The organism is Pseudomonas sp. FG29 (assembly GCF_057809355.1).
On the sequence record NZ_JBMDJU010000025.1, the window covers coordinates 1 to 22,064 of the forward strand.

The window sequence follows — 22,064 nt, forward strand, 5'->3', positions numbered from 1 at the left end:
GCAGCGAGACCCGGATGGCGGGGGTGCGTTTCTTTTGCTTACTTTTCTTTGCGCAGCTCAAAGAAAAGTAAGTCGCCCGAGGGGGCGAAACCCGGGATATCTGAACACGCCGTAGCGGCGCCCAGAACACCAACACATACCAAAAAGATCACACACAAACTTGCCAGTCCGGTATCAAGCCAGCCATGCGGCGCTCCGATCCGCCCTACTGCTGCCGAGTGAAACCAATAGTTCCAGACGCAGGAAACCGCCTTACCCAATACACCAGAAACAAAAAATCCGATGCCGCCATGGCGACATCGGATTTCTAGGGTGCTGCCAGTGTCACCCAGGGCTCAGCCCGGGCGACTCTATAGGCGCATCAGCGCTGCGATTGCTGCGCTTCTTCAGCCTTCTCGGCGGCGAGGTTGTCTTCCGAGGTGTGATTGCCCCAGTAGTCAGCATTCTTGATGCCGAGTTTCTCGGGGTGGAACACCGGATCCTTGCCCTGATCCTGCTGCTCTTCGTAGTCCTTCAGGCACTTGTAGGCAACCTTGTGCATCAGGATGATGGCGATGATGTTCAGCCAAGCCATCAGGCCCACACCGAGGTCACCCAGATCCCAGGCGAAGGTGGCACTGTGCACGGTACCGTAGACAGTTGCGGCAATGATGCCGAACTTCAGCAGCAGGGTGAGGATGGGGCGGTTCACCTTGCGGTTGATGTAGGCGATGTTGGTCTCGGCGATGTAGTAGTACGCCAGGATGGTGGTGAAGGCGAAGAAGAACAGGGCAATGGCGACGAAGGCATTGCCGAAGCCGGGCATCATATTCTCCATGGCCGTCTGCACGTAACCCGGGCCAGCGGCGACACCGGCGATACCGGTGAACAGCGCGCTACCGTCTGGCGCCTGCACGTTGTACTGACCAGTGATCAGCAGCATGAAGGCGGTGGCCGAGCAGACGAACAGGGTGTCGACATAGACCGAGAAGCCCTGCACCAGACCCTGCTTGGCCGGGTGGCTGACAGCCGCGGCGGACGAGGCGTGCGGGCCGGTGCCCTGGCCAGCTTCGTTGGAGTAGACGCCGCGTTTCACGCCCCACTGAATGGCCATACCGAGAATGGCGCCGAAACCAGCGTCCATACCGAAGGCACTCTTGAAGATCAGCGCGAGCACATCCGGCAGTTGGCCGATGTTCAGCAGGATGATCACCAGGGCGACCAGGATGTAGCCCAGCGCCATGAACGGCACCACCACCTGGGTGAAGTGGGCGATGCGCTTGACGCCGCCGAAGATGATCAGGCCGATCAGCACGGCCAGTGCGGCTGCGGTGACGTTCGGATCGATACCGAAGGCGGTGTTGGCGCTGGAGGCGATGGAGTTGGCCTGCACGCCCGGCAGCAGCAGGCCGCAGGCGAATACGGTGACGATGGCGAACAGCCAGGCGTACCACTTCAGACCCAGGCCGCGCTCGATGTAGAAGGCCGGGCCACCGCGGTATTCACCGTTGAGCTTCTCCTTGTACACCTGGCCGAGGGTGGATTCGACGAATGCCGAGCTGGCGCCGAGGAAGGCGACCATCCACATCCAGAACACGGCGCCCGGGCCACCGAAGGTGATGGCGGTGGCCACACCGGCGATGTTGCCGGTACCGACGCGACCGGCGAGGGTCATGGTCAGTGCCTGGAACGAGGTGATGCCGTGTTCGTCGGTACGCCCGGCGAACATCAGGCGAATCATTTCCTTGAAGTGACGGACCTGGAGAAAGCGACCGCGCAGAGAGAAGTAGAGACCCACGCCGAGACAGAGGTAAATCAGCGCCGGGCTCCAGACCAGACCGTTGAGGGTCGAGACCAGTTCGTTCATGCAATGCTCCTGGGCTTGCGGTCGCCTTTTGGGCGGAGCCGTTACCCGTTGATTTGTTATTGGAAGAGGGGCGACGCAGCTCAGGCGCCGGCCTCAGCCGGGCGCAGGTTGCTGGTAAAGCAGGTCGCGCACGCGGCGCGCAGAGCATGACAAAGACTGCCCGGCTTGCAATCTCTTGAGGTCACATTTTGTTACGTCGAGGCGACATTTCCTCCCTACAAGTCGCCCCACAGCTGCTGTGCGATGCTAAGCGCCACCACGGGGGCGGTCTCCGTACGCAGGACGCGTGGCCCCAGGCGGGCGGCGTGGAAGTTTGCGCCCTTGGCTTGGTCGACTTCGGCATCGCTCAAGCCGCCTTCCGGACCGATCAGAAATGCCAGTGAACGCGGCGGAACGTGACCGGCCCAGGGTTCTGCAACCGGGTGCAGCACCAGCTTCAAAGCGGCCTCGACCTGTTGCAACCAGGCCGCCAGTTCCAGCGGCGGATGAATCACCGGCAGCACCGAGCGGCCGCACTGCTCGCAGGCGCTGATCGCCACCTGGCGCCAATGGGCCATGCGCTTGTCGGCGCGCTCGTCCTTCAGACGCACCTCGCAGCGCTCGGAAACGATCGGGGTGATCTCGCTGGCACCCAGCTCGGTGGCTTTCTGAATGGCCCAGTCCATTCGCTCGCCACGCGACAGGCCCTGGCCCAGATGGATGCGCAGTGGCGACTCGGCCAGGCCGGTGAACGCCTCGCGCAACTCGACCCTTACGTTCTTCTTACCCACCTCGATCAGTTCGCCGAGGTATTCCTGGCCACTGCCATCGAACAATTGCACGGCGTCGCCGACTGCATGGCGCAGCACGCGGCCGATGTAGTGGGCCTGAGCCTCGGGTAGTTCGTGTTGGCCGAGGGAGAGTGGAGCATCGATGAAGAAACGGGATAGGCGCATAGGGCTTCAGGCTACAGGCAGCAGGCTTTAGGCGCGCAGTCTAACGCCTGCAGCGTACGGCCTGAAGCCCGTGGCCGTTTCAGCCCGGATCGCGATGATCGGGGTAGCGGTTGTCCACCGCCACGCTGATCGATTCTCGGGTGGCGATGTCGATGCCTTCGCTGGCCACCTCGGCGAGAAAGTCGATCTCTTGCGGGGTGATCACGTACGGCGGCAGGAAGTACACCACGCTGCCCAGCGGGCGCAGCAGCGCGCCGCGCGACAGGGCGTGCTGGTAAACCGCCAGGCCGCGGCGCTGCTGCCAGGGATAGGCGGTCTTGCTGGCCTTGTCGGCGACCATCTCGATGGCCAGGGCCATGCCGGTCTGGCGTACTTCGGCGACATGCGGGTGGTCGACCAGGTGCGCCGTTGCGCTCGCCATGCGCGCAGCCAGTGCCTTGTTGCGTTCGATCACATCGTCATCACGGAAGATGTCCAGGGTCGCCAGGGCAGCCGCGCAGGCCAGCGGATTACCGGTATAGGTGTGTGAATGGAGGAAGGCGCGCAGCGTGGCGTAGTCGTCGTAGAAGGCGCTGTAGACCTGATCGGTGGTGAGCACGGCGGCCATCGGCAGGTAACCGCCGGTCAGCGCCTTGGACAGCACCAGAAAATCCGGGGTGATGCCGGCCTGCTCGCAGGCGAACATCGTGCCGGTGCGACCAAAGCCAACGGCGATTTCGTCATGGATCAGGTGCACGCCATAGCGATCGCAGGCCTCGCGCAGCAGCTTGAGGTAGATCGGGTGGTACATGCGCATGCCGCCCGCTCCCTGGATCAACGGCTCGACGATCACGGCGGCGACTTCGTGGTGGTGTTCTGCCAGCGCCTGCTCCATATGGGCGAACATGACGCGCGAATGCTCCTCCCAGCTCACGCCCTCGGGGCGCAGATAGCAGTCCGGGCTGGGCACCTTGAGGGTGTCGAGCAGCAGCGCCTTGTAGGTGTCGGTGAACAGCGACACGTCGCCGACCGACATGGCCGCCACCGTTTCACCGTGGTAGCTGTTGCTCAGGGTGATGAAGCGCTTCTTGCCGGCCTGGCCGCTGTTGAGCCAGTAGTGGAAGCTCATCTTCAGCGCCACTTCGATACCCGAGGAGCCGTTGTCGGCGTAGAACACCTTGTTCAGCCCATCCGGGGTGATCTGCACCAGGCGTTCGGACAGTTCGACCACGGGCTCATGGGTGAAGCCGGCGAGCATCACGTGCTCCAGGCTTTCCAGTTGCTCACGGATGCGTGCATTGATACGCGGGTTGCCGTGACCGAAGACATTGACCCACCAGGAGCTGACCGCATCGAGGTAGCGCTTGCCGTCGAAGTCTTCCAGCCACACGCCCTGGCCGCGTCGAATCGGGATCAGTGGCAGGCGTTCGTGATCCTTCATCTGGGTGCAGGGGTGCCACAGCACCTCGAGGTCGCGCTGCATCCACTGGTCGTTCAGGCTCATGACGGTTCTCCCAATTCTCGGCCGCACAGCCTAGCAGATGCTCGCCCGGTTTCACCCATTGCCACCCATCCCTCTAACCGAGCCGCCTGGCGGCAGACGAGCAACTTTGTCATCCCGTTTGTCACTAACGAGGTCGCGCTGGAATCAGGCATTTAGTTATCGTATTTCTCGATATTTCCAAGCGAAAAATTCCCCTTTAATTCGATGCTTTTATCGATAACCTTTCTCCACTTCCTTATCAGGGATACATGGCATGCAGTGGCGCAACTCTCCCGCTCGTTATGGTCTGGTCAGCATTTCGCTGCACTGGCTGGTGGCTCTGGCGGTCTTCGGGCTTTTCGCCCTCGGTTACTGGATGGTGGGCTTGAGCTACTACGATCCGTGGCGGCAAGAGGCGCCCGACCTGCACAAGAGCATCGGCCTGCTGCTGTTCGGTCTGATGCTGCTGCGGGTGCTCTGGCGTCTGCTCAATCCCTCGCCGGCAGCGCTGGCCAGCCACGGTGCCATGACCCGTCTGGCCTCCAAGCTCGGCCACGGGCTGCTGTATCTGGGCCTGTTCGGCGTGATGATCACCGGTTACCTGATTTCCACCGCCGATGGCCGTGGCATCGAGGTGTTCGGCCTGTTCACCGTGCCCGCCACGTTCACCGGCATTCCCGACCAGGAAGACGTGGCTGGCGACATTCATCGCATTCTTGCCTGGGGGCTGGTGATCTTTGCCGGTGTCCACGGCCTGGCGGCGCTCAAACATCACTTCATCGACCGCGACAGCACGTTGCTGCGCATGTTCGGACGTTGAATCCATCTCGGGCAAACGGCTTGCCCCACTTTCGATACGACCTGCAAGGAGACTCAAGATGCTGAAGAAAACTCTCGCCGCGCTGGTGCTCGGTTCCGCTCTGATCGGCGCTCAGGCCATGGCTGCCGATTACGTGATCGACAAGAAGGGCCAGCACGCCTTCGTCAACTTCAAGATCAGCCACCTGGGCTACAGCTGGCTGTACGGTACCTTCAAGGATTTCGACGGCAAGTTCAGCTTCGATGCGGCCAAGCCCGAGGCCAGCAAGGTCAGCGTGACCCTGAAGACCGCCAGCGTCGACACCAACCACGCCGAGCGTGACAAGCACATCCGCAGCGCCGACTTCCTCAACGTCGCGGCCCACGACACCGCGACTTTCGAGTCCACCTCGGTCAAGTCCACCGGTGAAGGCACCGCTGACGTCACCGGTAACCTGACGCTGAACGGCGTGACCAAGCCGGTCGTATTCGCCGCCAAGTTCATCGGCGAAGGCAAGGATCCGTGGGGCGGCTACCGCGCCGGCTTCGAAGGTACCACCACCATCAAGATGAAGGACTTCGACATTTCCATGGATCTCGGCCCGGCTTCGGAAACCGTCGAGCTGATCATCTCCATCGAAGGTGTTCGTCAGTAAAGAAAGCGGCCGCTTGCGGCCTGGCTGATGACCCTCTCCCACATATGGGAGAGGGCTATTCAGCCGTGCATCCGCTTGCCTCTGGCAATAACAAAAACGCCGCCCCTAGGGGCGGCGTTTTCGTTGCTGCTACGCGCGCTTATTCGTCGCGGTTGCGCGTCAGCAGGGCCGGCTTCTCGCCACGCGGACGGCTGCTGGTGGCCAGTTCGTCGAGCTGTTCCGGCGTCGGGAAGCGATCCAGGCGCGAGCTCTTGTGCACGATGACCGGCTGACGTTCGCGCGGGTTGCGCACGGCTGCTTCAGAGCGTGGCAGCTCATCGCGATCCAGCGAGGTAACGCGGCCATCGTGAGCGGGGCGACGTGCCCCACCGCCGTTGCGACCCTGTCCGCCGCTGCCTGCGCCCTGGCGACGGTTCTTGCCACCCTGGCCTTGGCCTGCTGGCTTGGCGCCGCCATTGTTGCGCGGTGGTTTGTTGGCCGGGCGCGGAGCACCTTGGGCTGCACCCGCTGGGGCGCCGCCACGACGGCCACGCTGCGACTTGTTCTGGTTGGGGCTGACGTAGTCGACGCGGTTACCGAAGTTGTCGATCTCGTCGTCGAGAAACTCCTCCGGGTCACGGTTCGGCGGCAGTGCCGGCGCGGCAGGGCTGGCCGTTGCGCCGTCGCTCTTGGGCGTGCGGCGCTTGCGGTCGCGGCGCGGTTTGGCTGGCTGCTCCTTGCCTGCGTCCTTGCCCTTGTCCTTGCGGCCGCCATTGTCATGTTCGGCCTTGGCTTTGCCTTCGCCGCCGTTCTGGGCTTTCTGCGGTTTCTGGCCGCGTTGCCCGCCACGCGGCTGGCGTGGTTCGCGCACTTCCGGACGCTCCGCTTCCACGGCACTGGCGTCGAAGCCCAGCAGATCACCGTCGGGGATCTTCTGCTTGGTCATCCGCTCGATGCTCTTGAGCAGTTTCTCCTCGTCCGGAGCGACCAGGGAAATGGCCTCACCGCTGCGGCCGGCACGACCGGTACGGCCGATGCGGTGCACGTAGTCTTCCTCGACGTTGGGCAGCTCGAAGTTGACCACATGCGGCAGTTGATCGATATCCAGGCCGCGTGCGGCGATATCGGTGGCGACGAGGATACGCACCTTGTTCGCCTTGAAGTCGGCCAGGGCCTTGGTGCGTGCGTTCTGGCTCTTGTTGCCGTGGATCGCAGCAGCCGGCAAACCGTGCTTGTCGAGGTATTCGGCCAGGCGGTTGGCACCGTGCTTGGTACGGGTGAACACCAGCACCTGTTCCCAGGCGCCCTGGGTGATCAGGTGGGCGAGCAGCGCGCGCTTGTGGCTGGCGGCCAGACGGAACGCGCGCTGTTCGATGCGCTCGACCGTGGTGTTCGGCGGCGTGACCTCGATGCGTTCCGGGTTGTGCAGCAGCTTGCCGGCCAGGTCGGTGATGTCCTTGGAGAAGGTCGCCGAAAACAGCAGATTCTGGCGCTGGGTGGGCAGCTTGGCCAGCACCTTCTTGACGTCGTGGATGAAGCCCATGTCGAGCATGCGGTCGGCTTCGTCGAGCACGAGAATTTCTACATGCGACAGGTCGATGGCTTTCTGGTTGGCCAGGTCGAGCAGGCGACCGGGGCAGGCGACGAGCACGTCGACGCCCTTGGCCAGGGCCTGCACCTGCGGGTTCATGCCGACACCGCCGAAGATGCAGGCGCTGACGAATTTCAGGTCACGGGCGTAGATCTTGAAGCTGTCGTGCACCTGGGCGGCCAGCTCGCGGGTCGGTGTCAGCACCAGTACGCGCGGTTGTTTCGGGCCGTGACGTTGTTCGCGATCCGGATGGCCGCCCGGGAACAGGCGCTCGAGGATCGGCAGGGCGAAGCCGCCCGTCTTACCTGTACCCGTCTGGGCCGCCACCATAAGGTCGCGACCTTGCAACACGGCGGGAATGGCCCGCTGTTGCACCGGAGTGGGTTGGGTGTAGCCGGCGGATTCGACCGCACGGACTAAAGCCTCGGAGAGACCGAGGGAGGCAAAGGACATGAGCAATCCTGTACTAGTGAGGGCGTGGCCCTGGGGGTGTAGAGCCTGGCTTGAATCACGCGTTGGGGGGCATGATCCCGTCCGGTACTGCTGATTTCCGAGAATCAGCATCCGGGCGCAAGCCTGGCGGGAAGGCCCGAGTATAACAGAGCATGCGGCTTGCGCATCCCTCAGCCTGTCGGATAGGTCACGGCCTGAGCGTTCAGGGGTGCTCGAGCGACTCGAGGTAGCGTTGCCGCAAGCGCTGGTAGCTCGGTTCGGTCTTGAAGCGACGCAGCTCTCGGGCGAATGCTCCGGCCATCTGCCGCAGCTCGGGTGTCTTGCGCAGCGCCAGAAACAGGCGATCGCGACCCAGTACCGTGGCGTTGTAGCCGATCTCCGTTTCCAACCCCATCTGCTGGCTCAGCATGAGCCCCGTACGTCGGTCATTGACCACCAGGTCGATGCGATGCCGCACCAGCTTGCCGAAGTTGGCTTCATGGGTCGGGGCTTCTTCGAGGATGAATGCGCTGGAAGTCTGGAAGGCGTCGTTGTGGTACCAGTAGCCGGGCGAGGTGCCGATCACCCGACCGTGCAGATCCGCCAGATCACGAAACGGGAACGGACGACTGCGGGCGAAGAACAGCACGAACTCGATATCGCTGAGTGGCTCGTCGACGAACTGCATGTGCGCTTCGCGTTCCGGCTTGCGGAAGATGTCGAGAATGCCATCGGCCAGGTCTTGATCCATGGCCAGCAGGCAGCGCTTCCAGGGCATGAACTGCAGCTGCAGATCGATGTTCAGGCGCTTGAGCACCTCGCGGGTGACTTCGTAGTCCAGCCCCGCAGGCTGGCCTTCCTGCTCGAAGACGTAAGGCGGCCATGCCTCGGTGACCAGGCGAAGGGTTTTCGCCTGGGCGCAGAGGCTGAGTCCCCACAATAGAAGTGTGGCAATAATTTGGCGCTGAAATACTGGCATCGCGCCAGATTAACCACTTTGCCGATCCGGTGAAAGCGTTCAGCGGGTTTGTCCGCTGAACGACCGGCGATCAGGAGACGATGCGGTAGCAGGGTTCGTAGGCGCTGCCGCCCGGGAGTTTCATGCGGTGTTGCTCGACGAAGGCCTGCAGCAGTCGATCCAGCGGTTGCATGATGCCGGGCTCGCCCTTGATCTCGTAGGGGCCGTGTTCCTCGATCAGGCGAATGCCGTTCTCCTTGACGTTGCCGGCGACGATGCCGGAGAAGGCGCGGCGCAGGTTGGCGGCCAGCTCATGCAGCGGCTGCTGGCGGGTCAGGTTGAGTCCGGCCATGGCTTCGTGGGTCGGTTCGAAGGGATGCTGGAAGCCCTCGTCGATCTTCAGCAGCCAGTTGAAGTGGAAGGCGTCGTTGCGCTCGCGGCGGAAGCGCTCCACTTCACGGATGCCGGCGTGCATCGCACGCGCCACCTCAGCTGGATCGTTGAGGATGATGCGGTAGCGCTGCTGCGCTGCTTCGCCCAGTGCAGCGCCGATGAATGCATGCAACTGCTCCATGTAGGCAGCGGCACTCTTCGGCCCGGTGAGGATGACCGGGAAGGGCAGATCCTGGTTGTCCGGGTGGGTGAGGATGCCCAGCAGGTAGAGAAACTCCTCGGCCGTGCCGGCACCGCCAGGGAAGATGATGATGCCGTGGCCGACGCGGACGAAGGCCTCCAGGCGCTTCTCGATGTCCGGCAGGATCACCAGCTCGTTGACGATCGGGTTTGGCGCCTCGGCGGCGATGATGCCCGGCTCGGTCAGCCCCAGGTAGCGGCCCTTGAGGTTGCGCTGCTTGGCGTGGCTGATGGTGGCGCCCTTCATCGGCCCCTTCATCACGCCCGGGCCGCAGCCGGTGCAGATGTCCAGGCCGCGCAGGCCGAGCTCGTGGCCGACCTTCTTGGTGTATTTGTATTCCTCGGTGCTGATCGAGTGGCCGCCCCAGCACACCACCATCTTCGGCTCGACGCCGCTGCGCAGGGTGCGTGCGTTGCGCAGCAGGTGGAAGACGTAATCGGTGATGCCTTCGGAGCTGTCCAGGTCGATGCGCTTGTTCTCCAGCTCGCTCTGGGTGAAGACGATGTCGCGCAGGGCGCTGAACAGCATCTCGCGAGTGCTGGCGATCATCTCGCCATCGACGAAGGCGTCCGCCGGTGCGTTGAGCAGTTCCAGGCGGATGCCGCGATCCTGCTGGTGAATCTTCACCTCGAAATTCGGGTAGGCCTCGAGGATGGTCTTGGCGTTGTCGCTGTGCGAACCGGTATTGAGGATCGCCAGGGCGCACTGGCGGAACAGGCGGTAGACGCTGCCGGAACCGGTTTCGCGCAATTGCTGCACTTCGCGTTGGGAGAGAGTTTCCAGGCTGCCCTTGGGGCTGACGGAGGCGTTGATCGTGGAGCGTTTGAGCATGTAGGAGAATCCTTGATGGCAAGGTCGCGTCGATAGCCGGCGCGGAAGAATTTCGACTGCTTGATCGGTTGTTCAGGGTCGCCGTTGACGGTCGTTGAGTGGGCTGTCGGTTTCGCTCGGGTTCAGCAGAAATACCACATAGCCGCGAAACCATGGGCTGCTTTCTAGATAATCCGGTGCCTGCCACTGGCCGTTTTGTATCAGGCCGATGCGGAACGGCAGCTGCAGCCGCGCGATGCTCGGCAGATAGCGCGCGTGGTCGGTAATGCTGTGGCGGCCCTGGTAGGTCTGCATCACCACTTCGTCGATCACGCCGCTGAGCCGGTTCAGTGCCGCCGGGTCGGCGTTGCCTGCCCAGTCGAGCAGGCCAGTGATGCCCAGGCGGTAGTGCGCTGGTAGCCGTCGACGCAAATCCTCGAGAAAAGCCGCGTAGCGATCCAAGTGCAGGGTCTGTGCATCGAAGTCGATCTGGATGCCTGCAACTCGGTTGCCCGCGCGCTGCCAGCGTTGCAACTGCTTCAGCAGCAGGGCGTGGACGGCCTCGTTCCAATCCAATGTGTGAGCGCGATATACCAGCCACACCTCGATGTCTTTCGACAGCCTGGGCATGGCTGGGTTCTGCGCCTGCATGCGCGCGGGCGGATCACCGGCGCGGCGCGGGCCGTCGATCTGCCCTTGCAGCACGTACAGCGTGTGGGCCTGCGCCAGTACCGGCTGTGGCCTGACGCCTGCCCAGAGCCAGAAGGCCTGGTAGTCGGCGGCATCGACGCGCCCGGCCTCTGCCGGCAGGCAGGTTGCCAGCAGCAATAACCCTACCAGTAGTACTTGAGCTGCTGCGCCCACGGGGTGTCCGCATAGTGCCGCTTGAGGGTCTGGAACCACTGCTTGCGCTCGCTCTTGGCGATGTCCTGAGCGTCACAACCGTTGTAGCCGCTGGGGGCGTAGCAGTTGATGGCGCGAAACAGCGCATAGGCTTTGTCGTCGCGGCTGGCCTGGGGCGCTTTCATCAGCGTCTGGTAGCCGGCCAGGCGGGAATGGGGCGAGCCCTCGAACTGGCTGGGCGCGCTGCCCAGTTCGCCGGCGCGCGGCGGTTGATCGAGGCTGTGGCCGTCGAGGCCGTTGACGCGGATGAAGTCGCCCAGGCACAGCAGGCCCTGTGCGTCTTCGGCATTGGCCGCCAGGCGCTCGACGACCTTGGTTAGCGCCGGGCAGGCATAGCCGGCGTCGTTGCCGCCTGCCCAGGCGAACAGATTCGGGTCGAACTGCTGTGGTGGTTGTGCCGGCTTGTAGGGGAGGCGGGCGACATCGCGCAGGAAGTCGGCGTAGAGGCCATCGTTCAGGTCGCGATAGAGCAGGGTGTACAGCGCCGTTTCGCGCTCGCCAGGCGCGGCCTGTTCGCTGTCAGCCCGCTGACGCAGCAGGTCGGCCCGGGCACCGTAGGCCAGCAGGCGTTCGCGGATGGGCGCGGTGGTGATCGGTGAGTGGGCGGCAAACACCTTGTCCAACTGCCCGCTGCGTTCGTAGTTCAGGGCCAGGGCCAACTGCAACTGGGCTTGCTGCAGTGGATCCTCGCTGCGTGCGAGCAGGGCCAGCCAATGCTGCTGGGCACCTGGCAGATCGCCCTTGGCTTCCATGGCCAGGCCGCGCAGGGTTTCCTGGCTGAAGACGAGGACGTTCATCGGCCCGCTACTGGCCTCCGGCAAGGCCGCAAGCGCCTGCTCGGCATTGCCGCCGCGATAGAAATGCCAGGCAGCCATTAGGTAGGCATGCAGGCCGGGCCGGCTGGCGAAGCGCGGTTGCTGAGCCTGCAACTCTTCCAGGCTGAGCCGTGGTGGTTCGCTGCCTGGATTGCGCAGGCGAACCAGATCAACCATGGCCAACAGCAGGGGATCCTCCACCGCTTCGGGCGCAAGGCCGGGAAGCAGCTTGCCGTCCAGCTCTTCGATCAGGGCGTGCAGGTCGGTCGGCTGGGTGCGCTGGCTGAACGCTTCGGCGAAAGCCTGCGCGAAGCGCCGGGTATCGCCCGCAAGCCAGTAGACGCGGCGCAGCAGGCCGCGTGCCGAGTCGCTGTAGAGCCCCTGGGGGTAGCTCTGCAGGTACTGCTCGAAGGCTTTCTCGCTGCTTGCCAGGTGCGTCTTGTCGACCTGCTCCGGGCTGAAGAAGCCGTATTCGTCGAACGCGTTCAGTTGCGCCTGATTCAGTGCGACACGGCCGAGCAGGTAATGCGCGGTTTCCCGCAGCCAGGGCTGCTGGTTGTCTGTCAGTGAGCTGAAACTCTGCTGGGCGGCGTCGAGGTCGCCGCGATAGAACGCGTCTGCGCCACTCAGGTAGTGGCCGAAATCCTGGCTGGCGGCTGACTGCAGCTGCGCCGCCGGCGGCAGGATGTCTTGTGGCTGCGGGTCGCCTTCGCCGCACAGGCTCAGCAGGTTGAGACGCGAGCGGGCCAGCGCCTGGGCTTCGCTCGCGGCCAGTTGCGGCGTTGCATCGAGCGCATCGATGAAGCCGCGTACGGCCAGCAGGTCGTTGCTGCGGCAGCGGTTACCCTCGCCATCGGCGAACTGCTGAACGGCGAAAGTGCTGGCCTCGCTGGGGATGCCAAGACGCTGCAGGGCCTCACTCAGGTAGGTGACATCCGGATCAGGTGCCGGCTGCCCATCCACGTCGCTCGCTGGCGTCTCCTGGCGGCCCGGGTCGAGCATGCCGAGGCTGAACGGTACCCGGCCATAGCCATATTCGTAGCCATCGATGGCCTGTGGGTCACGGTTCAGATGCAGGTAGCCGGCATCGTCGAGCAGCAGTTGCAGGTTGACGCGGCTGTCATTGCCAGGGCTGAGAAAAGCCAGGTTGTTGCACGTCGAGAAGTCCTCGGAAATCAGCTTCCAGCTCGGTGTGCAGGTCATATCGGCGCTGGCCAGTGCGGCGGGCGCATGCAGGCCAGCCAGCAGGGCGAGGAGGAACAGGCGTTTGATTGTCATAGGGCTCGTCCTTGAGCGTGGGCGCCGCTGTGCGGCTCCCTGCCCGTCAGCGTTTGAGACCGAGGTTGTTCCAGATGGCCAGGCTGGGGCCGGCCAGGTTCATGCTGTAGAAGTGCAGGCCCGGCGCGCCGCCTTGCAGCAGGCGTTCGCACATCTCGGTGATCACCTGCTCGCCGAAGGCGCGAATGCTGTCGCTGTCATCACCGTAGGCTTCCAGCTGCTTGCGCACCCAGCGCGGGATCTCCGCGCCGCAGGCGTCGGAGAAGCGCGCCAGCTTGCTGTAGTTGGTGATCGGCATGATGCCCGGCACCACGGGGATATCCACGCCGAACTTGCGCACGCGTTCGACGAAGTAGAAGTAGCTGTCGGCGTTGAAGAAGTACTGGGTAATGGCGCTGTCGGCGCCGGCCTTGGCCTTGCGCACGAAGTTGGCGACGTCGCTTTCGAAGTTGCGTGCCTGCGGATGCATTTCCGGGTAGGCGGCGACTTCGATATGGAAGTGATCACCGGTTTCGTTGCGGATGAACTCGACCAGTTCGTTGGCGTAGCGCAGCTCGCCGCTGGCCATGCCCATACCGGACGGCAGATCGCCGCGCAGGGCGACGATGCGCTTGATGCCGGCGTTCTTGTACAGGTTGAGCAACTCGCTCAGCTCGGCTTTTGTATCGCCGACGCAGGACAGGTGCGGTGCGGTCGGCACCTTCACTTCGCCATCGAGTTGCAGCACGGTGTTGAGTGTACGGTCGCGGGTCGAACCGCCTGCGCCATAGGTGCAGGAGAAGAAATCTGGGTTGTAGGTCGCCAGTTGGCGCGCGACTTCCATCAGTTTTTCATGCCCGGCTTCGGTCTTGGTGGGGAAGAACTCGAAGCTGTAACGGCGTTCTTGAGACATGGGAAATTCCTTCGGGCGGCAGGCTACAGGCTGCAGACGAAGCGATTCGCCTGCAGCCTGCGGCCTGAAGCTTGTGGCCTTAGTAGCGATAGGTGTCCGGCTTGAACGGGCCTTCCACGGACACGCCGATGTACTCGGCCTGCTGCTTGGTCAGTTGGGTGACCACGCCACCGAAGCCCTTGACCATTTCCAGTGCGACTTCTTCGTCGAGCTTTTTCGGCAGCACTTCGACGGTCAAGCGCGCGGCCTTTTTGTCGGTCGGCATGTCGGCGAACTTCTGCTCGAACAGGAAGATCTGCGCCAGCACCTGGTTGGCGAACGAGCCGTCCATGATGCGGCTCGGGTGGCCAGTGGCGTTGCCCAGGTTCACCAGACGGCCTTCGGCCAGCAGGATCAGGTAGTCATCGTTGGCCGGATCGAAGCTGCCGGCGCCGGTGCGGTGGATCTTGTGCACCTGCGGCTTGACCTCTTCCCACGCCCAGTTCTTGCGCATGAAGGCGGTGTCGATCTCGTTGTCGAAGTGGCCGATGTTGCACACCACGGCGCGCTTCTTCAGAGCCTTGAGCATGTTGGCGTCGCAGACGTTGACGTTACCGGTGGTGGTGACGATCAGGTCGATCTTGCCCAGCAGGGCCTTGTCGATGCTGGCTTCGCTGCCATCGTTGATGCCGTCGATGTAGGGCGATACCAGTTCGAAGCCGTCCATGCAGGCCTGCATGGCGCAGATCGGGTCGACTTCGGTGACTTTGACGATCATGCCTTCCTGACGCAGCGACTGCGCCGAGCCTTTGCCCACGTCGCCGTAGCCGATGACCAGCGCCTGCTTACCCGACAGCAGGTGGTCGGTGCCGCGCTTGATGGCGTCGTTGAGGCTATGACGGCAGCCGTACTTGTTGTCGTTCTTGCTCTTGGTGACCGCGTCGTTGACGTTGATCGCCGGGACTTTCAGGGTGCCGGCCTTGAGCATGTCGAGCAGGCGGTGCACACCGGTGGTGGTCTCTTCGGTGATGCCGTGGATGCGCTCGAGCATCTGCGGGTATTTCTTGTGCAGAATCTCGGTCAGGTCACCGCCGTCGTCCAGCACCATGTTGGCGTCCCACGGCTGGCCATCCTTGAGGATGGTCTGCTCGATGCACCACTCGTACTCCTGCTCGGTCTCGCCCTTCCAGGCGAATACCGGGATACCGGCGGCGGCGATGGCGGCAGCGGCCTGATCCTGGGTGGAGAAGATGTTGCAGGACGACCAGCGCACTTCGGCGCCCAGGGCGGTCAGCGTCTCGATCAGCACGCCGGTCTGGATGGTCATGTGGATGCAGCCGAGGATCTTCGCGCCTTTCAGCGGTTGGCTGGCGGCGTACTTGCGGCGCAGGCCCATCAGTGCCGGCATCTCGGATTCGGCGATGGTCAGTTCTTTGCGGCCCCAATCGGCCAGGGAAATATCGGCGACCTTGTAGTCGTTGAAAGCGCTCATGAAAGCTCTCCATTCGTTGTCTGCGAATGGGCGCCGTTGATGCGTTTGGATAACGCCCCATCCGAGCCTGACAGCCTGGAAGGCTGGTTCGAATCTGCCGCGAAGCATTGCTGGAATGCGGGGCTTGGGATTCGAAACAAATCTTCCAGGTTGCTGCAGCGCCCCTCGGACGGGTGGCGGGAGCGACCGGAGCGGTGCCGGTCGCGTGAAACGTGTGGATTATAGCGAGCCGAACGGCGGCACCCAAGGTTTTCCGTCGCATTCAGCGGGCTATCGAGCCGATAACCGGCGATGCCGCGACAAGCGCAGCGTTGGCGGCGCATCATGGGCACCCCATCTGGCACGGAGGACGTTGCATGAACTTCCACACTCGCAAGTGGATCAAGCCCGAAGACCTCAACCCCAATGGCACCCTGTTCGGTGGCAGCCTGTTGAAATGGATCGATGAAGAAGCGGCAATCTACGCCATCGTTCAGCTCGACAATCAGCGCGTGGTGACCAAGTTCATCTCCGAGATCAACTTCGTCAGTTCGGCGCGGCAGAGCGACATCATCGAACTGGGCATCACCGCCACCGAGTTCGGTCGTACCTCCATCACCCTGTGCTGCGAGGTGCGCAACAAGGTCACCCGCAAGAGCATCCTGACCATCGACAAGCTGGTGTTCGTCAACCTCGGCGAGGACGGCTTGCCGGCGCCTCACGGCAAGACGGCGATCACCTACGCCAAGGATCGTTTCCCCGGCTGAGCCGCGCTGGCAAAGATGGCCGCAGGCTTGGCCGAAGCGCCGGCATCATCGGTGGCGGCAGTCATGGACGTGGGCGGGATGCTCGCGCAGGCTTGGCTTCCCGTTCCCAACCGTGAAAGCCCGTCATGACCCTTGCCTACTGGTGCGTACTGATCGCCATCTTCCTGCCCTACCTGGGCACCGCTGCCGCCAAGTTTCTCGGCCCTGGCTATGGCCCGCGGGCCAACCAGGATCCACGCGCCTTTTTGGGTACGCTGGAAGGCTGGCGCAAGCGGGCCAACAACGCTCAGCTCAATGGCTTCGAAGTCACCCCGGCTTTCGCTGCGGCGGTGATCATCGCCCATCTGGCCGGTGGCGCCGAGCAGGCGTTGCTCGATCAGTTGGCGATGGCCTTCATCGCCAGCCGGGTGCTGTACTTCATCTGCTACCTGGCCGGCTGGGGGGTATTGCGCTCGCTGCTGTGGTTCGCCGGCATGGGGCTGATCGTCGCGTTGTTCCTAGTGGCCGCCTGAGTCATCGGGCTAGCTGAACCCGAGCTGACGCGGTGCGGCTGCGGACGCTCGTGCGACATTTGCGTGCTTGGCCTAGCTGCGGCAAGTGGTGATACTGGCGCCCCCTTCTCGCCGGGAAGTCGTATCGATGACGATGAAGAAGTTCCTGTTGGTCGCCTGTGCCTGCCTGACGCTGGCCGCCTGTGGCGGTGTCGATCCCAATTCGCCGCTGGGCAAACGCCAGGCGCTGTTCAAGCAGATGCTCAAGGTCAGCGAGGATCTGGGCGGCATGTTGCGCGCGCGCATTCCTTACGACGAAGCGGCCTTCATTGCCGGCGCCGCAAAGCTGGACACGCTGTCCCGCGAGCCCTGGCAGCACTTCCCGCAGGTGCGGGACGACGAGCGCAGCCAGGCGACCGACGAGGTCTGGCAGCGCCAGGAGCGTTTCCAGCAGATGGCGCGCGATCTCGAGGCGTCCACGGCTGCGCTGGTGCAGGTCACCACCGCGCCGCCGCTGAGTCGCTCGGCGCTGGAACCGGCGGTGCAGCGTGTCGAGGACAGCTGCGAGGCCTGCCACAAGGCATTTCGCGCTTACTGAACAGCGCGGGCTTCGGCCTCGGCCTGTTCCAGCTCGGCGCGCGCCTCAGCCAGTTTGGCCTGGTGCTTGGCGATCTTCTCCGGGTCGCCCTGGCCCATGGCTTCGCGCAGATCCAGCTTGCGCTGCTCGACCTCCTGGCGCGCCTCTTCCACGCTGGCCAGGCGCTGCCGATGCAGGGAGACGTCGTTGCAGTAGGCGTCCACGTTGCCCAGGGCGCGGTGCAGCCCATCCAGTTCGGCCGTGTTGCCCTGTCGCTGGGCGGTTTCGATTTTTTCCTGCAATACCCGGCGCTTGTCGTTGCAGTCCTTGTCGGCTTCGGCGGCCAGGGGCAGGGTGACGTTCAGCGTTGCAGTGAGCAGCAGGCCGAGCGCGGTCGCTTGACGGATCATGTCGCTTCCTCGTGAGTGCCTATTGCGAAGTGACTCCGTCAGGCGCTCGAGGTTCGGCCGAGGCGGCAACGCTCCGATCGGGAGCCGGTGCGTTTTGGCGTGACTGAAAGGCAGCTACGCCAGCTTTTTGCAGCTGCCTGGCCAGGCTCTGCACCTCGGGATGACTGAAGAATGCCAGCAGTTGCTCGGCGCGCTTCTGGCCGACGCCCGGTTGCCGACGCCAGGTGTCCAGATCGCGCTCGGTGAGGCTCTGCCAATCATCGAGTGTGCCGCTGTCGAAACCCGGTGGCGCGCCGAGTGCGCGCAGCCATTGCCGCAGCGGTTTGTCCCTGGCCTGGTGGAAGGCTTGCTGCAACTGCTCTGCGCGCTGTGCGCCGATGCCGGGCAGGCTCTGCAATTGGCCTGCATCCAGTTCCAGCCAATCGAGCAGGCCATGCAGGCCCAGGCTACCCCAGAGAGCGGGGCCGACACCGCTCATCGCCAGGCCCTGTTTGCCGCTCAGCCAGGCCAGGCGGGCCTGGAATTGTTGCTGGCACGGCGGGCTGCTGTGCCAGCAACTCAGCGCGTGGTATTCCTCGGCATGCGGTACTTCCACGTCGGCGCGTTGCTGGCTGCGCCAGATCACCTCGTCGAGACGCGGGATGGTCAGGCCGGAGAGGCGAATGGCGACCTGATCGCCGGGGCGAATGTCCAGCGCTTGCCAGCGCTGCAGCGAGCCGACAGCGACGCGGCTGATGCGCCGGTCGTCGAGCAGCACCGGCTGCAGTTCCAACACCGGGTTGATGCGGCCGGTGCGACCAATGTTGAAATGCACCCGCTGCACCACAGCCAGCGCCTGGCTGGCCGGGTATTTCCAGGCCACCGCCCAATGCGGTGGTTCGGCCTGCCAGCGTTCGCCCGCAGGTCGTTGTCCCTGGCGCAACACCACGCCATCGCTGGCGAAGGGCAGGGCGCTGCGATACCAGCGCTGCCGCCATTCAGCTGCTTGCGCCAGGTTTTCCACCGGGCGGCTGTAGATGCGGCTGTCCTCCAGGCCCAGGCGCTGCAAGCCGGCCAGACGTGCTTGCATATCGGCCGGGCCATCGGGCCAGTCCCAGACGAACAGGCCAATGCCGGCCGCTTCCTCGACGGATATCGTCTGCCGTGCCATCAGTCCTGCCACTTTGCCGCGTGCGCCGGCACTGCCGTCGCGGGCCTGCTGGTGGTTGTCCAGGCGCCAGTACAGCTCGCCCTGCAGGATGGCGTCCAGCGGCTGGGGCAGTTGCTGGGGTATGGCCGGCAACTCAAGCGCGCGGGCTGTCCAGTCCTGCCCGCTGCGTCCATCGCCACGGCTGATGGCCTGCTGCAGGCGGCCTTGGCGATAGACCAGGGTCACCGCGACGCCGTCGACCTTGGGTTGAATCCAGATATCGCTACGACCGGCGAGCCACTGACCGATGCCTGCCTCGTCGAGCTTGCGCAGGCCGGTCTGGGCGATGGGATGAGGTCGCTCGGCACTCGCGCCTGCCAGGGCGTCGCCGGGGGCCTGTTGCGCTTGACCGAAGCATGTCTGCCACTGGCTCAGGCGAGCGCGGGCCTGGTCGTAGAGCTCGTCGGCTACCAGGCTGCGGCCCTGATTGTGGTAAGCGTCATCCCAGGTGGCGAGCTGATCTTGCAGGGCAGTCAACTCCTGCGCGGCTTGTGCGCTGGACCAGTCGGGACAGGGTGCGGCCAGGCTCGACATGGAGCCGAGCAGGGCGGTGAGTGCCAGAGCGTTGCGCATGGTTCCTCCTTGAACCCTTCCGTGCTGTTGCTTTTCCTGGGGGCTGATATATTTCGCGCCCCAACTTCTACTCTAGCCAAGGAACGGTAAATGGACGTGATCGGTTTTCTCCTCGCGTTGGCAGCCTGGATCTGGTCTGTGGCGCGTGGCATCCAGGTGTCGCTGATCTGCGTCGTGCTCAACTTCCTGTTCCCGCCCGTCTCGCAGGGGATTTTCGCCCTCTATGAGCCGCCCATGCGTGCGCCGTTGCTGTTCATGGTCATTGGCCTGGGGATGATGTATATCGGCGGTGGCCTGAAGATTTCCTGAGGCGCATAAAACGAAAAAGCCCCGCACAGCTCACGCTGGCGGGGCTTTTTTGTGGGCGCTGATTACAGGCCAGCGGCGGCGCGCAGGGCCTCGACCTTGTCGGTCTTCTCCCAGGTGAAGCTGGTGAAGCTGTCGTCGCCGACGGTCTTCTGCACCGGGGTGCGGCCGAAGTGGCCGTAGGCGGCGGTGTCGCGGTACATCGGGTGGAGCAGGTCGAGCATCTTGGTGATGGCGTACGGACGCAGGTCGAACACCTCGCGCACCAACTGGATGATCTTCTCTTCGGCGATCTTGTGGGTGCCGAAGGTGTTGATCGAGATGGACGTCGGTTGGGCCACGCCGATGGCGTAGGACACCTGGATCTCGCAGCGCTCGGCCAGGCCGGCGGCGACGATGTTCTTGGCCACGTAGCGGCCGGCGTAGGCAGCCGAACGGTCGACCTTGGACGGATCCTTGCCGGAGAAGGCGCCGCCACCGTGGCGGGCCATGCCGCCGTAGCTGTCGACGATGATCTTGCGCCCGGTCAGGCCGCAATCGCCCACCGGGCCGCCGATGACGAAGTTGCCGGTCGGGTTGATGTGGAACTGGGTGTCCTTGTGCAGCAGTTCGGCCGGCAGGCTGTGCTTGATGATCAGCTCCATCACCGCTTCACGCAGGTCTTTCAGCGACACGTCCGGGTTGTGCTGGGTGGACAGCACCACGGCGTCGATGCCGGCGACCTTGCCGTTCTCGTAACGGCAGGTGACCTGGGATTTGGCATCCGGGCGCAGCCACGGCAGCAGGCCGGACTTGCGCGCCTCGGCCTGGCGCTCGACCAGGGCGTGGGAGAAACGGATCGGTGCCGGCATCAGCACGTCGGTCTCGTTGCTGGCGTAACCGAACATCAGGCCCTGGTCGCCGGCGCCCTGGTCTTCCGGCTTGGAGCGGTCGACGCCTTGGGCGATGTCCACCGACTGCTTGCCAATGATGTTGATCACGCCGCAGGTGGCGCCGTCGAAGCCGACGTCGCTGCTGGTGTAGCCGATGTCGTTGATCACGTCGCGGACGATCTGCTCGAGGTCGACCCAGGCGCTGGTGGTCACTTCACCGGCGACGATGGCCACGCCGGTCTTGACCAGAGTTTCCACGGCCACGCGGGCGTGCTTGTCCTGGGTGATGATGGCGTCGAGCACGGCATCGGAAATCTGGTCGGCGATCTTGTCCGGGTGCCCTTCGGACACGGACTCGGAGGTGAACAGGGAGTATTCGCTCATGGGTGGGTTCCTTGTGTGCCGTAACGTGGAGCGCTTCGCTCGCCAGGTTGGGCGAAGTGCCGTAACTGGATCTGAAAACCGTTCTTCAGACCGATATAGAGACTTTCGCCGGGAACCAGCCCGGCGGCGCTGGCCCAGCGCGACAGATCGTCCTGCTCGAAGCCTAGCCAAAGATCGCCGCAGGCTTCGCGCGCCCAACTCTGGTCGTGGCTGCACAGCTCGCTGATCAGCAGGCTGCCGCCCGGCGCAACGTGCCGCGCCAACTGGCGGAAGGCTTCGGCGGGCGTGGCGAAATGGTGCAGCACCATGTTCAACACCACGCAGTCGGCTTGGCGCGGCTGCGCTTCGTCGAGCGCATCGGCCAGGTGCAACTCGACGTTGCTCAAGCCCTCTGCTGCGCAGCGCTGGCGCGCCAGCTCGAGCATCGCCTCGCTATTGTCCAGCGCGGTGACGCGGGCAAAGCGCCGGGCCAGCTCGGGCAGGAAAGCGCCATCGCCAGGGCCGATTTCCAGGGCTGTGGTGTCGGGGGCAAAGCTCAGTGCATCGAGCAGGGCCAGGAGGCTGTCGCGGTACTGCGGCAGGCCGGCGATCAGATCCTGCTGCGCCTGGAAGTTGTCAGCGATACGGGCAAAGAAGTCGCGGCTGACGGCGGCGCGCTGGCGATGCACGGCAGCGATGCGCGCCTGCAGGGCATCGGCCAGCGGCAAACCATCGATTTCTTCCAGCAGAGCAGCGTGCAGCACGCCAGCAGGCAGGGCGCGGCGATAGAAGATCGCGTTGCCTTCGCGGCGTGTGGCCACCAAACCGGCCTGGGCCAGTACCTTGAGATGATGGCTCATGCCCGACTGGCCGGTGGCGAAGATCTGCGCCAGCTCCAGCACGCCGAACGAATCGTTGCTCAGCACGCGCAGCACGTTCAGGCGCAGCGGGTCGCCGCCGGCCTTGCACAGGGCGGCGAGCTCGTCGCAGGGGTCGAATGCCAACTCGGATGCGCGCAGGGTCATGGTGGCGCAGTCTAGTCGGTCATTTTTCGTACAGCAACAGCAATATCAAAAA

General features: G+C 64.0%; 19 protein-coding genes, 1 pseudogene and 1 riboswitch. Of the genes and pseudogenes, 6 read left to right on the top strand and 14 right to left on the bottom strand.

Going from position 1 to position 22,064, the window contains the following annotated elements; all coding sequences use genetic code 11:
* Positions 1-361: 361 nt before the first annotated feature.
* The 3 genes from ACODS1_RS20100 to ACODS1_RS20110 all read right to left on the bottom strand — a co-directional run bounded on the left by ACODS1_RS20100 (position 362) and on the right by ACODS1_RS20110 (position 4,264).
* Entirely contained in the window at positions 362-1,846 is a 1,485-nt protein-coding gene (locus ACODS1_RS20100; protein WP_322979414.1) for an alanine/glycine:cation symporter family protein, read from the bottom strand.
* Positions 1,847-2,061: 215 nt separating this feature from the next.
* Positions 2,062-2,781 carry a 16S rRNA (uracil(1498)-N(3))-methyltransferase gene (locus tag ACODS1_RS20105; RefSeq protein WP_489087056.1) on the bottom strand — a complete coding sequence of 240 codons (720 nt, stop codon included), beginning with the start codon at positions 2,779-2,781 and terminating at the stop codon, positions 2,062-2,064.
* Between the two features lie 79 nt (positions 2,782-2,860).
* Positions 2,861-4,264: an adenosylmethionine--8-amino-7-oxononanoate transaminase gene (locus ACODS1_RS20110; protein WP_489087057.1), complete on the bottom strand. Its 1,404-nt coding sequence runs from the start codon at positions 4,262-4,264 to the stop codon at positions 2,861-2,863.
* A 253-nt stretch (positions 4,265-4,517) separates the two neighbouring features.
* On the opposite strand from ACODS1_RS20110, the gene ACODS1_RS20115 reads away from it, so the two are divergent.
* A complete protein-coding gene (locus ACODS1_RS20115) occupies positions 4,518-5,063 on the top strand; it encodes a cytochrome b (RefSeq protein WP_322979411.1) in 546 nt (181 codons plus the stop codon).
* Between the two features lie 58 nt (positions 5,064-5,121).
* A complete protein-coding gene (locus tag ACODS1_RS20120; protein WP_322979410.1) occupies positions 5,122-5,697 on the top strand; it encodes a YceI family protein in 576 nt (191 codons plus the stop codon).
* Positions 5,698-5,836: 139 nt separating this feature from the next.
* Here ACODS1_RS20120 and rhlE2 read toward each other — a convergent pair whose 3' ends face one another.
* The 7 genes from rhlE2 to ahcY form a co-directional block, all read right to left on the bottom strand.
* Positions 5,837-7,720 carry an RNA helicase RhlE2 gene (gene rhlE2 / locus ACODS1_RS20125; protein ID WP_489087058.1) on the bottom strand — a complete coding sequence of 628 codons (1,884 nt, stop codon included), beginning with the start codon at positions 7,718-7,720 and terminating at the stop codon, positions 5,837-5,839.
* Positions 7,721-7,922: 202 nt separating this feature from the next.
* On the bottom strand, positions 7,923-8,678 hold the full coding sequence (locus ACODS1_RS20130; RefSeq protein WP_416340135.1) for a substrate-binding periplasmic protein: 756 nt from the start codon (positions 8,676-8,678) through the stop codon (positions 7,923-7,925).
* Between the two features lie 70 nt (positions 8,679-8,748).
* Entirely contained in the window at positions 8,749-10,122 is a 1,374-nt protein-coding gene (gene ppnN / locus ACODS1_RS20135; RefSeq protein WP_322979407.1) for a nucleotide 5'-monophosphate nucleosidase PpnN, read from the bottom strand.
* A 72-nt stretch (positions 10,123-10,194) separates the two neighbouring features.
* Positions 10,195-10,965, bottom strand: a complete 771-nt coding sequence (locus ACODS1_RS20140; RefSeq protein WP_489087059.1) for a DUF3142 domain-containing protein — start codon at positions 10,963-10,965, stop codon at positions 10,195-10,197.
* On the bottom strand, positions 10,935-13,097 hold the full coding sequence (locus tag ACODS1_RS20145) for a PA5441 family protein (RefSeq protein ID WP_489087060.1): 2,163 nt from the start codon (positions 13,095-13,097) through the stop codon (positions 10,935-10,937). The genes ACODS1_RS20140 and ACODS1_RS20145 overlap by 31 nt, the downstream gene beginning before the upstream one ends.
* A gap of 46 nt (positions 13,098-13,143) precedes the next feature.
* Positions 13,144-13,989: a methylenetetrahydrofolate reductase [NAD(P)H] gene (gene metF, locus ACODS1_RS20150; protein ID WP_322979404.1), complete on the bottom strand. Its 846-nt coding sequence runs from the start codon at positions 13,987-13,989 to the stop codon at positions 13,144-13,146.
* 79 nt (positions 13,990-14,068) lie between these two features.
* Complete coding sequence (ahcY, locus tag ACODS1_RS20155) at positions 14,069-15,460, bottom strand: adenosylhomocysteinase (protein WP_489087061.1); 1,392 nt, start codon at positions 15,458-15,460, stop codon at positions 14,069-14,071.
* A 21-nt stretch (positions 15,461-15,481) separates the two neighbouring features.
* A riboswitch (S-adenosyl-L-homocysteine riboswitch) is annotated at positions 15,482-15,633 on the bottom strand.
* A 183-nt stretch (positions 15,634-15,816) separates the two neighbouring features.
* Between ahcY and ACODS1_RS20160 the strand changes: the two genes are divergently transcribed.
* From ACODS1_RS20160 to ACODS1_RS20170, 3 genes are all read left to right on the top strand, one after another.
* Positions 15,817-16,206, top strand: a complete 390-nt coding sequence (locus ACODS1_RS20160; RefSeq protein ID WP_116617730.1) for an acyl-CoA thioesterase — start codon at positions 15,817-15,819, stop codon at positions 16,204-16,206.
* Between the two features lie 125 nt (positions 16,207-16,331).
* On the top strand, positions 16,332-16,718 hold the full coding sequence (locus tag ACODS1_RS20165; protein ID WP_489087062.1) for an MAPEG family protein: 387 nt from the start codon (positions 16,332-16,334) through the stop codon (positions 16,716-16,718).
* 127 nt (positions 16,719-16,845) lie between these two features.
* Positions 16,846-17,295: a c-type cytochrome gene (locus tag ACODS1_RS20170; RefSeq protein WP_489087063.1), complete on the top strand. Its 450-nt coding sequence runs from the start codon at positions 16,846-16,848 to the stop codon at positions 17,293-17,295.
* Here ACODS1_RS20170 and ACODS1_RS20175 read toward each other — a convergent pair.
* Complete coding sequence (locus ACODS1_RS20175) at positions 17,289-17,684, bottom strand: DUF1090 domain-containing protein (protein WP_322979400.1); 396 nt, start codon at positions 17,682-17,684, stop codon at positions 17,289-17,291. The two genes, ACODS1_RS20170 and ACODS1_RS20175, sit on opposite strands and share 7 nt — an antisense overlap.
* Before the next feature lie 106 nt (positions 17,685-17,790).
* Positions 17,791-19,446: pseudogene (ligB, locus tag ACODS1_RS20180) on the bottom strand (NAD-dependent DNA ligase LigB); the annotation flags it as partial.
* 90 nt (positions 19,447-19,536) lie between these two features.
* Between ligB and ACODS1_RS20185 the strand changes: the two are divergent.
* Positions 19,537-19,755, top strand: a complete 219-nt coding sequence (locus tag ACODS1_RS20185) for a hypothetical protein (protein WP_489087064.1) — start codon at positions 19,537-19,539, stop codon at positions 19,753-19,755.
* A gap of 62 nt (positions 19,756-19,817) precedes the next feature.
* On the opposite strand, the gene metK is transcribed toward ACODS1_RS20185, so the two are convergent.
* Both metK and ACODS1_RS20195 read right to left on the bottom strand, forming a co-directional pair.
* Entirely contained in the window at positions 19,818-21,008 is a 1,191-nt protein-coding gene (gene metK, locus ACODS1_RS20190; protein WP_322979398.1) for a methionine adenosyltransferase, read from the bottom strand.
* On the bottom strand, positions 21,005-22,012 hold the full coding sequence (locus ACODS1_RS20195; RefSeq protein WP_489087065.1) for an ArsR/SmtB family transcription factor: 1,008 nt from the start codon (positions 22,010-22,012) through the stop codon (positions 21,005-21,007). Before ACODS1_RS20195 ends, metK begins: the two co-directional genes overlap by 4 nt.
* Positions 22,013-22,064: the final 52 nt, after the last annotated feature.